This is a genomic window from Stenotrophomonas sp. LARHCG68 (genome assembly GCF_052871705.1).
This window is the reverse complement of sequence record NZ_JBIXJV010000002.1, coordinates 641253-651839: the sequence shown is the minus strand read 5'-3', so window position 1 is coordinate 651839 and position 10587 is coordinate 641253. Positions and strand designations below refer to the sequence as shown.

The 10587-nt window shown below is 63.7% G+C and carries 7 protein-coding genes and 1 riboswitch; of the genes, 4 read left to right on the top strand and 3 right to left on the bottom strand.

Translation table 11 applies throughout. From position 1 onward, the window contains the following. The first annotated feature begins 10 nt into the window (after positions 1–10). Positions 11–1036, top strand: coding sequence for an OmpA family protein (locus ACIPR8_RS10365; RefSeq protein ID WP_192287137.1), 1026 nt, complete (start codon positions 11–13; stop codon positions 1034–1036). A gap of 141 nt (positions 1037–1177) precedes the next feature. Here ACIPR8_RS10365 and ACIPR8_RS10360 read toward each other — a convergent pair whose 3' ends face one another. Both ACIPR8_RS10360 and ACIPR8_RS10355 read right to left on the bottom strand, forming a co-directional pair. Next, positions 1178–2422, bottom strand: a complete 1245-nt coding sequence (locus ACIPR8_RS10360; protein WP_446540968.1) for an HlyD family secretion protein — start codon at positions 2420–2422, stop codon at positions 1178–1180. Beyond that, positions 2419–4530 carry a peptidase domain-containing ABC transporter gene (locus ACIPR8_RS10355; RefSeq protein WP_446540967.1) on the bottom strand — a complete coding sequence of 704 codons (2112 nt, stop codon included), beginning with the start codon at positions 4528–4530 and terminating at the stop codon, positions 2419–2421. Before ACIPR8_RS10355 ends, ACIPR8_RS10360 begins: the two co-directional genes overlap by 4 nt. A gap of 179 nt (positions 4531–4709) precedes the next feature. Here ACIPR8_RS10355 and ACIPR8_RS10350 point away from each other — a divergent pair, with 179 nt between their 5' ends. The 3 genes from ACIPR8_RS10350 to ACIPR8_RS10340 all read left to right on the top strand — a co-directional run bounded on the left by ACIPR8_RS10350 (position 4710) and on the right by ACIPR8_RS10340 (position 9607). Next, the gene (locus ACIPR8_RS10350) at positions 4710–4904 is read left to right on the top strand and encodes a hypothetical protein (protein WP_446540966.1); all 195 of its coding nucleotides are present in this window, start codon (positions 4710–4712) and stop codon (positions 4902–4904) included. Between the two features lie 95 nt (positions 4905–4999). Beyond that, positions 5000–5596, top strand: coding sequence for a CPBP family glutamic-type intramembrane protease (locus ACIPR8_RS10345; RefSeq protein ID WP_446540965.1), 597 nt, complete (start codon positions 5000–5002; stop codon positions 5594–5596). A 561-nt stretch (positions 5597–6157) separates the two neighbouring features. After that, positions 6158–9607 (top strand): hybrid sensor histidine kinase/response regulator, encoded by a 3450-nt coding sequence (locus ACIPR8_RS10340; RefSeq protein ID WP_192287136.1) that lies wholly within the window; start codon positions 6158–6160, stop codon positions 9605–9607. Between the two features lie 223 nt (positions 9608–9830). Here the strand turns inward: ACIPR8_RS10340 and ACIPR8_RS10335 are convergent, their stop codons facing one another. Beyond that, positions 9831–10409 carry a manganese efflux pump MntP gene (locus ACIPR8_RS10335; protein WP_132863963.1) on the bottom strand — a complete coding sequence of 193 codons (579 nt, stop codon included), beginning with the start codon at positions 10407–10409 and terminating at the stop codon, positions 9831–9833. A 7-nt stretch (positions 10410–10416) separates the two neighbouring features. Continuing rightward, a riboswitch (yybP-ykoY riboswitch) is annotated at positions 10417–10582 on the bottom strand. Positions 10583–10587 lie beyond the last annotated feature (5 nt).

The window sequence follows — 10587 nt, the reverse complement described above, 5'->3', positions numbered from 1 at the left end:
GGATGACACCATGACCCTTTCGCCTATGAAAACCCGCTCGTTCCGCACCCTGCTGGCCGCCGCTGTCCTGACCGCTGTCAGTGGCGTGGCCACCGCGCAGCAGACCCAGCTCAACCCGCAGGCCAAGCGCATCACCGACGAGGCCATCCATGCCGACCTGGAGTCCTACGAGGCGACCCAGGGCCGCATCCAGGCGCTCAACGATGGCGGTCGCCCGATCCGCGACTACCACCTGTCCAAGGCGCAGTGCTGGCTGGACGTGTCCTTCCACGAGTACACCCGCAACGACCGCAGCGCCTTCCCGCAGGAAGCACTGACCGAGTCGGAGAAGCTGATCGTGGACATGGAGAACGGCGTCTCGCCGATCCCCACCGACACCGCGTTGGTCAACAACGCCAAGTACCTGCGTGCCGACCTGTGGCAGCGCCTGAAGGTCATCCACGGCACCCCGGGCTTTGCCTGCGCCGCGCAGAAGGTGGCCTGCGGTGAAGTGGAGCTGGTGCACGCCGGCAACGAGTTCAACCAGCAGCAGTGGCGTCACTCCAAGCCGTACATCCAGATCGCCGAGGACCTGGTCAACGAGGCGGAGACCGCCGCGCGCCTGTGTGGCGTCGCCGACCCGACCGGCCCGGTTGCGCCGGCCCCGGCGCCGGGCCCGCTGATCGCCAACGTGCTGTTCGAGTTCGACCGCGACGGCTACAAGGACATCCGCACCTACTCGCTGGAAAGCGTGGACCGTGCACTGGCCACGATCGGCAGCGAGCAGCGCGAGCTGGCCGGCGTCACCCTGGTCGGGCATGCCGACCGCATGCAGGGCAACGGCTTCGACTACAACCAGGCATTGTCCGAGCGTCGTGCCAAGACCGTGCGCGAGCTGCTGATCGGTCGTGGCGTGGCCGCCGACAAGATCCGCTACGAGTACCGCGGTGATACCCAGCAGGTGCAGCAGTGCGACGGCGTCAAGCCGCGCGCCGCGCTGCTGGAATGCCTGCTGCCCAACCGCCGCGTGGAAGTACGCTTCGAGCTGGGCCGGTAAGCGCCCGCGCGGATGAGGTGACGTGGAACGCCCCGGCCATGCCGGGGCGTTCTGCTTTCTCAACCATGGCTCCCACTTGAAGTGCTACTGCATGAATCGCGCAACCTGGGTAGACGTTGGTGGATAATGGTAGCCTTCAGGTCAACTTCCAACGCGTCCAGTGACGGAGTAGATAGGTTCAAGAATCCATTCATACAAGCGACGTCGCTCGCCCAGGATATCTGCCTCCAGCCGCATACCCGGTCTCAGATTTTCCCCGCGGCCATATGCGGTTACGTACTGGGTGTCAAGCTCGACAACTACGCGATACAACGCTTCACCTCCCGTGTTGCCTGCTGCTGGGGATGAAACCGAACTGCGGGATATGCGGAGTACGTGACCGCCATGAGTGCCGAACTTCTGGTACGGGAACGACTGGTAGCGGAGGGTGACACGATCTCCGGGCCTTATGAAGCCAATTGCGGCGCTCGGTACCATCAACTGAGCGCGGAGCAAGGAGCCTTTGGGAAGGACGCTGTACAAAGGTTGTCCAGTCTGGACAGACTGTCCAGATTCCACGAATCTGCTGGAAACCAAGCCAGACACCGGTGCTCTATGAAGAAGCGCGCCATTCGTCTCCAGTTCAATGCCTTCCTGCGCAAGCGTTGCCATGTCCCTCGAGGCGTTCGCAATTGAAAGCTGCCGTTCGTGCTTCAGTTCGCTGGTCTTCTGATCAAGCGCGGCGATAATTCGCTTCAGTGAAGTTGCCTGCCTTTCAAGGGCAAGTTGTGAGTTGCGGACTTCCAGCACCGATTGCTCTTGCTGGCTGAGCTGAACCAGGCTGACGTACCGCTCATCTGCGACCTTGCGATATCGATCAACGATTGATTCCCCAATTCTGATCTGCTCACGGCGTGTTTCCGCTTCCTGCTCAATCTGCCTCAGCTCCGTCAGTAGCGCTTGTCTCTGACGGGAGTTCCCGATGGATTGAGCGACGAATTGACCCTCCTGCGCCTTTTGCAGTTGTTCGGTGCTTTCCCGGCGCGCGCCGAGGCGATCAAGCATGACGACATGCGCATCATTGCCCGTCGCAGTGGCCCTGGGCATATGAATGATCGTCAGCGGTGAGCCGCTTTCAACCTGATCACCTTCTTCGGCATGGAGAGGGCCAACCACGCCAGCCGAAGAAGCAACGACCGTGGCGAGGCCAAGGTCCGGCACCAGCTCTCCCCCGACGCGCGATCTACGCGTGTAGTCCGTGAACATGACGAAGGAGATGGTAGCGGCCGCCGCGAGAATCGATGCGAAACCAAGCAGCCACACGGCAAGCGGCTGAGAGAGTGAAATGGTGCCAAGGCGGCGAGTCCGCTGTGCATCCACCGCTTCCGTTCGAAACAGCCCGGTCACAGCGGTGCCCTGTCGCTGAAATGGCCACCCTCAAGGGCACTCTGCGGGACACCTGCAACAACCGACCCGTGATCCAGCACGATGACCCTGTCTGCACTGGCGAGGGTCTCGGGGCGATGCGCAATTATCAGGCGAGTGATGTTCAGTGCCCCAATTGCATCGTTCACGCGCTTCTCGCGCTCGACATCAAGATGGCTGGTCGCTTCATCCAACAGCAGCACCTTTGGCATCCTGTATAGCGCTCGCGCCAGGATGATACGTTGCTTCTGTCCTCCCGAAAGTGCCGCTCCCATGTCACCCACGAGTGTGGAGTAGCCCATCGGCATCGCGGAGACCTCATCGTGAATTGCCGACATGTGTGCTGCCCACTCGAGCTTCTCTTTGTCGTGGCGTTCCTCGCCGAAGGTAATGTTGTCTCCGATCGTGCCTGCGAAGAGTTGATCATCCTGCATGACCGCGCCAACGACGTCACGGTAAGTGCCGATGCCAAGTAGATGTAATGGGACGCCGTCTATGTCGATGCGTCCGGCCGATGCAGGAAGCAGGCCCAGCAGTATCTTCAGGAGTGTGGTCTTGCCGCTCCCCGATGCACCCGCCAATGCAAGAGATTCGCCGGGATTAATCGAAAAGCTGCAGTTCTTCAGTACCCAAGGCTCGCTTTCGTCGTAGCGAAAGCTGAGGTCAACCACGTCTATCCGTGGAGCCCTCGATAGCGCTATCGCGTCGGTTGAAGGCAGTTGATCCTCTGGTTCGGAGAGTGCTATGTCGGCCAATCGCTCCCCGTGGAGCCGCAGCATCCTGAACTCGATCCCCTTATCAATGAGGCCGGCCACGCGCTGGGCAAACTGGTCTTTGTAAGCAAGGTAGGCAATAAGCATGCCGGCGGAAAACACGTTCTGCATCGCGATAAGCGCGCCAATCCATATGACTGCGATCCTCTCCACCCCAAAGATGAGCTGATTTGCGCTGCCGAATGCCAGGTCATATTTCTGCAGGGTGATTGCGCGATTTGTCGATTCGTTCAGAAGGTTGCCATAGCTGGCTTGGCGAACACCTTCCTGACGAGCGATCTTGAGCGATTGAACGCCGCGAATCGATTCGAGCAGATGGCCTCGCTCGCTTGCGTCCGCAATCAGCTGGAGCTCTGTTCCTGCCCTGATGGCGCGGAATGTCGCGGCGCGGGAGATGGCGTACAGCATCACGGCGAGAAGGGTGACCAGTGCCAGCTTCCAGCTATAGAGCAACATCATGGTGAGGGTGACTACTGCCATCAGTCCATCTATCAGCCCCTCGACAAAACTTGTTGTGATGGTGTGCTGGATCGCCTGCACACTCCCGTACCGGGAGACGACGTCGCCGAGGTGGCGCTTTTCAAAGAACGAGATGGGAAGCCGTAGAAGGTGCGAGAAAACGTTGGCTGACCACTGAACTCTTAGACGCGCGGAGAGGCCAATTACTATCCATCCTCTGGTCAGGCCGATGCCAGATTGAAGCAGAAGTGCAAGTCCAAATCCAAGGCCAAGCACAGTGAGTAGATCCCTGTCAGATGCAGGAAGAACGTGGTCCACTGTCCATTGCATTAGAAACGGCGCGAGCAGGACGAACACCTGCATGGCAAGCGAGAGGATGAGCAGAAGTAGGAGCGAGCGCCAAAGGCCCACTACTTTCCCGGTCAGCTGTCCGAGCGTGACAGCCGGGGCCTTCTTCGCGGGTCCGAATGCCGCGGTTGGCGAGAGCTCCAGCGCTATTCCCGTAAAGTGCTGGGACATCTCGTTCAAGACTATCCGGCGCCGCCCTGTCGCCGGATCCAGGACCGTGGCGTACTTGGAGCCGACGGCAGCGAGAACGACGTAATGATTCAGGTCCCAGTGCAGGATGCAGGGAAGATGAAGCTTCGCAAGCTGATCCATCTCCAGGCGCAACGGCCTGCAGGCAAAGCCGAGCTCGCTTCCTTGCTTGATCATCTGCGTCAGGGAAGCTCCCCGTAGCGATGCCGGGTACCTGCCTCGCAGCGTACGCAATCCGGAATTATTGCCATGATGGGCACAGATCATGGCAAGACACGCCAGGCCGCACTCCGCGGCTTCGGACTGTAGTACTGGTTGCATAGAACGACGTCCTTGTTGTTCTTCGGGTACACGAATGGCTGATTGAATCGTACGGTCGATTGGAGCAACGGATAAGGCATCGCTTCTATAGGGGAATCCCGATTGTTGCTGCGATGTTGACGGTGCTATAGGTGTCATCCCCGAGTTCGGGGGATAACAGTCTCATAAGGAGTATGAGTATGCGTGAGTTGAATGCCATGGAAGTTGCAGGGGTGTCCGGCGGCGTTTCAATCCAGATCGGGCGGAGCGACGGTACCCATATCAGGGGCAAGCTGAGCGACTTTGGTAATGCGGCCTACATGTACGGAAGAGCCTTCCCGTTCAGTGGCATCGGCATGGTGGGCATGGTTTATCGCCACCTCATGGTTCGCTGATTCGCGAGCCGGCCTGAAATCTTCCTTGGCCCATCTTGGGCCAAGGATCCGCGGGGGTTTCAGTGATGCTTGATATGGGTTCATCGTGGAGGCTGATGGATAGTCCCGCCAACAGAATCTTTGTTGCTGCCATGGCGATAGTCCTGGTGGGTGCCGGACAAAGTCTGCTCGACGCGTTTGACGTCTTTGGCTCGAAGGCGATGACGGAGCTGGCCGCATTCTTGGTATGCACGTGGCTGCTACCCCGTGAGGATCGAGCGGCATGGTCTGTAAGGTTCTCCTTGATTCTTGTTGTGCTCGGTCTCCTCGGTGGAATGCTCTGGGTAGCTTGTGTTGGCTACCCTTCGCGCAACGATTCCCAGTTTCTGACGTGGGATAGGGTTCCGACTGTTTATTACGTGCTTGGACTATTCACGGGCTGCATGGCTGCGCCGCTTTTTGAAGAGAAGGTGGTCAGGCACCTGCTGCTCACTGGGGCTGCTCATTATCTTGGCAAGGTCATTGCTTCAGTATCTGTAAGTGCGCTCTTCGCCTGGGTTCACGTGGAGGGGATGATTTTCGCCTTCCTCTTCTCGATGGCACTCTGTATTGGCGTCTATATGTTCAAGCTGGGTACGCTGCAGCGATCTTTGATCCATGGGCTGATCAACCTTGTGATCACACATTGGGTTCTGGTGTATCCCAATCTGTAGTCGGTTGACGACCGCTGCAGCAGGCTGTGGTTAGGGGGATGGTGTCGTTGCGATCGCGAGTACAGTCGATTGGTGCATCACGGTGGGGTTGTCACGAGGGTGGGGACGCAAGGCGGGAACGCCGTGTAGGTTCCAGTGCGCGGTTGATTGGGGGCATTGGCGCTGCTGGAATGCCTGCTGCCCAACCGCCGCGTGGAAGTACGCTTCGAGCTGGGCCGGTAAGCGCCCGCGCGGACGAGGTGACGTGGAACGCCCCGGCCATGCCGGGGCGTTCTGCTTTCTGGACGAGGTGCCTGGCCGGGCGCTGCATTGGACGGGGCCGGGCCGGGCAGAGCGACGGCACCCCTCCCCAGCCCTCCCCTGCTGCGCAAGGGAGGGGGCGGCTCCCGTGAACGGTCAGGTCGCCGCAGTACCGCTGTTGCTCCCTCCCTTTGCCGCAGGCAAGGGGAGGGCTGGGGAGGGGTAACCTCCACCCCCGCAGCAACCCTTCCGGCATGACCTGAAAAACCACCCCCCACGGAAATCGCTAAACTCGACCGGCTTCTCCAAACGGGTACGCCCTTGGTCTCCAGCTGGATCCTGCTCCTGGTATCGCTTGGCTACGCCGCGCTGCTGTTCGGCGTGGCCTGGTGGGGCGACCGCCGTCCGCTGTACCCGGATCGCCTGTGGCTGCGCCCGGTGGTCTATAGCCTGGCGCTGGCGGTGTACTGCTCCTCGTGGACCTTCTACGGCGGCGTCGGTACCGCGGTGCGCTACGGCATCGGCTACCTGCCCATTTATCTTGGCCCGCTGCTGATGCTGGCCTTCGGCTGGCGCATCATCGAGCGGCTGGCGCTGATCGCGCGCAGCGAGAACGTGGTCTCCATCGCCGACTTCATCTCCTCGCGCTTCGGCCGCTCGCGGCGGCTGGCGGCGCTGGTGGCGTTGATCGCCCTGATCGGCGTGGTGCCGTACCTGGCGTTGCAGTACAAGGCCGTGGCGATGAGCCTGCAGGTACTCAGCGGCGACAGCAGCGGCGGCAGCCTGTTGACCGACCCGGCGCTGTACGTGGCGCTGCTGATGGCGCTGTTCGCCATCCTGTTCGGCACCCGCCAGGTCGATGCCACCGAGCACCACCACGGCATGATGCTGGCCATCGCGCTGGAATCGATGATCAAGCTGGTGGCGATGATCTCGGTGGGGCTGTTTGCCTACCTGCTGATCGCCGACCGCGGCGAGTCGGTGGTGCAGTCCGCGCGCACGCTGTTCGAAGGCATGCCGCCGGTGGGCTTCGTCTCGCAGACCCTGCTCAGCTTCCTGGCGCTGATCTGCCTGCCGCGCCAGTTCCACGTGGCGGTGGTGGAATGCGGCAGCGCCGCCGACGTGCGCCGTGCGCGCTGGATGTTCGGCGGCTACCTGGTGCTGATCTCGCTGATGATCATCCCCATCGCCAGCGCCGGGGCGACGCTGTTCGGCACGGGGCTGGCCTCCGACGACACCCTGGTGCTGGCCCTGCCGATGTCCGAGGGCAGCGTGGCGCTGGCGCTGGTCGCCTACGTGGGCGGCTTCTCGGCGGCGACCGGCATGGTGATCGTCTCCTCGATCGCCCTGGCCACGATGATCAGCAACGACCTGGTGATGCCGGTGCTGTTGCGCCGCAGTGGCGACCACCGCGAGGCTGCCGACGTGGCCTCCAGCGTGCTGTGGATCCGCCGCCTGGCGATCGTGTTGCTGGCGCTGGTCGCCTACGGCTACTACCGCGTCAGCAACAACGACACCATGCTGGCCACCTACGGGCTGATGGCGTTCGCCGCGGTGGCGCAGTTCGCGCCTGGCCTGATCGGTGGCCTGTACTGGCGCGGTGCCAGCCGGCGCGGCGTGGAGATCGGCATGGTGGTCGGCTTCGCGGTGTGGGTGTACACGCTGCTGGTGCCGGCACTGAGCCACGGCGGCTGGCTGGACGATTCGCTGTTGCAGCGTGGCCCGTTCGGCATCGGCTGGCTGCGCCCGCAGCAGCTGTTCGGGCTGGAAGGCTGGGATCCGCTCACCCACGGCACCTTCTGGTCGCTGCTGCTCAACACTGGCGTCATGCTGCTGATCTCGGTGCGCTGGCGCCCGGACGTGGCCGAACGCCTGCGCGCGGCGCCGTTCCTGGATCCTTACGCCAAGCGCCCGGTGGTCTCCGGCGATTGGCCGGCGCACGTCAAGGTGCGCGACCTGCTGGCGCTGGCCACGCGCGTGATCGGTGATGCACGCGCCCGGCGCGCCTTCAACGAGCAGGCGATCGTGTTGCAGCGCGAACTGCTGCCGTCCGCGGCCGCCGACCGGGTCTGGGTACAGTTCACCGAACGCCTGCTGGCCGCGTCCATCGGTGCGGCGTCGGCGCGCCTGCTGCTGACCAGCCTGCTGCGTGGTTCGGGCATGGACCTGGGCGAAGTGGTGGCCGTGCTCGACGAAGCCGGGCAGGAGCTGCGCTTCAACCGCGAGATCCTGTCCACCACGCTGGAGAACATCAGCGCCGGGGTCAGCGTGGTCGACCCGGAGATGCGCCTGACCGCGTGGAACCGCCGCTACCAGCAGATGTTCGGCTATCCCGACGGCATGCTCTACGTGGGCCGCCCGGTGGCCGACCTGATCCGCTACAACGCCGAGCGCGGTGAGCTGGGCGAGGGCGACATCGAGATCCAGATCAACCGCCGCATCGGTTACATGCGCGCCGGTTCGCCGCATGTGTTCGAGCGCACCGGCGCCGATGGCAAGGTGATCGAGCTGCGCGGCCAGGCCCTGCCCGGGGGCGGCTACGTCACCAGCTACAACGACATCACCGACTTCAAGCAGGCCGAGCAGGCGCTGCTGGAGGCCAACGAGACGCTGGAACAGCGCGTGGCCGAACGCTCGCAGGAAGCCGAGGCCGCGCAGCAGTCCAAGACCCGCTTCCTGGCCGCGATCAGCCATGACGTGCTGCAACCGCTCAACGCCGCGCGGCTGTTCGCCTCGGCGCTGCGCGACAGCCTGCCCGAGACCGACGAGCAGCGGCACCTGGCCGAACGCGTGGATGCTTCGCTGCGCGCGGCCGAGGAGCTGCTGGACGGCCTGCTCGATGTCTCGCGGCTGGATGCCGGCGGGCTGCGCCCGACCATCACCGAGTTCGACGCCAGCGTGCTGGTGCGCGAGCTGGCCGCGCAGTACACGCCGGTCGCGGCCGGCCGCGGCCTGCGCCTGCATGTGTTCGCGCGCGCGGCGTGGGTGCGCAGTGATCGCCGGTTGCTGCGCCGCGTGCTGCAGAACTTCATGGCCAACGCGCTGCGCTACACGCGTACCGGCCGCATCGTGCTGGGCCTGCGCGTGCGCGGCGAACAGGTCGAGCTGCAGGTGTGGGATACCGGCCCGGGCATTCCCGAGCACCACATGCAGCAGATCTTCAACGAGTTCCACCGCTACCAGCAGCCGTTCGACTGGGGCGAGCAGGGGCTGGGCCTGGGCCTGTCGATCTGCCAGCGCATCTCGCGCCTGCTCGACCATGGCCTGAATGCCCGCAGCCAGCCCGGCCATGGCAGCATGTTCTCGATCACCTTGCCGCGCGTGGCAGCGCCCGCCGCACCGCTGGTGGAGGCGCGCCAGGCCACGGCGTTCGGCGGGGATGATTCGTTGGCCGGCCTGCGTGTGCTGTGCGTGGACAACGACCAGGAAATCCTCGACGGCATGCGCGCCCTGCTGGGGCGCTGGAAAGTCGAGGTGATCGCCGCCAGCACGGTGGACATGGCGCTGGAAAAGCTGGCCGAACGGCCGGACGTGATGCTGGTGGACTACCACCTGCACGACCGCATGGACGGCCTGGATGCACTGGTTGCGCTGCGCGAGGCCGCCGGCCGGCCGTTGCATGGCGCACTGCTCACCGCCGACGGCCGCGACGAGCTCAAGCGGCTGGCGCGCGAGCGTGGCTACCGTGTGCTGACCAAGCCGGTGAAGCCGGCCTCGCTGCGCGCCTTCCTGATGGCGATGAACGCCCCGCGCCAGCGCCAGCAGCCGTAGCACCGGCCTCGGCCGCGAAGCGGGGAGTGCGCCGTGCCGTGCTCGGTGCCGGCGCGTGGCGGCGAGCAGCAACCCCTCCCCGGTCCTCCCCTTGCCCGTGGCAAAGGGAGGAGGTGTTTCATGCGATCGGTCAGACCACGGCAATGCCACTCCAGCTGCTTCCGTTTGCCGCAGGCAAGGACAGGGCCCTGCAGTTGCTGCTGCCACGGCACCGGCACCGGACTCAACCCACTGCGGTCAGGTGCTCGTACAGGATCGTGCAGCCGATGATGATCAGGATCACGCCGCCCACGATCTCCGCGCGCTTGCCGGCCAGGTTGCCGAGCACGCGGCCGAGCATGATGCCTGCGGTGACCATCGTCATCGTGCACAGGCCGATCACCAGTGCGACCACGCCGATGTGCACGTCCAGGAAGGCCAGGCCCACGCCGATGGCCATCGCGTCGATGCTGGTGGCAAAGCCGGTGACCGCCAGCGCCCAGAAGCCGTGGCGTGGTTTTTCCGCGGAATCCTCGCCTTCGGCCTCCTCCGGCTTCAGGCCGGCGACGATCATGTGGATGCCAAGCGCGCCCAGCAGCACGAATGCGATCCAGTGATCGAATGCTTCCACGTACTGCGAGGCGGCGCGGCCGAGCAGCCAGCCGATGATCGGGGTGATTGCCTCGATCACGCCGAAGATCAGGCCGGCGCGCAGCGCATCGGGAAGGCGGGGTTTGTTCATCGCCGCGCCCTTGCCGACCGCAGCGGCGAAGGCATCGGTGGACATGGCAAAGCCAACGAGCAGGATGGAAAGTGGGGACATCTTCAGTACCGGGCCGGGCGGACTCAAACGGCACACGGCGCGCCCAACCATTCGTTGCGCACGCGTGCCGCTGGTCTCGCCAACCGGATCTGGCTGCCCACGCCACGGCGCACTGGCCGAGTATGTTGACGTGAGCGCTTCCAACGCTGGAAGCAGGCTACTCCCCAAGGGAGCGCGG

What these genes read in the sequence shown, in the direction of transcription:
- ACIPR8_RS10365 (WP_192287137.1), top strand. Translation starts at nt 11, where the DNA reads ATGACCCTTTCGCCTATGAAAACCCGCTCGTTCCGCACCCTGCTGGCC.
- ACIPR8_RS10355 (WP_446540967.1), bottom strand. Translation starts at nt 4,530, where the DNA reads ATGCAACCAGTACTACAGTCCGAAGCCGCGGAGTGCGGCCTGGCGTGT.
- ACIPR8_RS10350 (WP_446540966.1), top strand. Translation starts at nt 4,710, where the DNA reads ATGCGTGAGTTGAATGCCATGGAAGTTGCAGGGGTGTCCGGCGGCGTT.
- ACIPR8_RS10345 (WP_446540965.1), top strand. Translation starts at nt 5,000, where the DNA reads ATGGATAGTCCCGCCAACAGAATCTTTGTTGCTGCCATGGCGATAGTC.
- ACIPR8_RS10335 (WP_132863963.1), bottom strand. Translation starts at nt 10,409, where the DNA reads ATGTCCCCACTTTCCATCCTGCTCGTTGGCTTTGCCATGTCCACCGAT.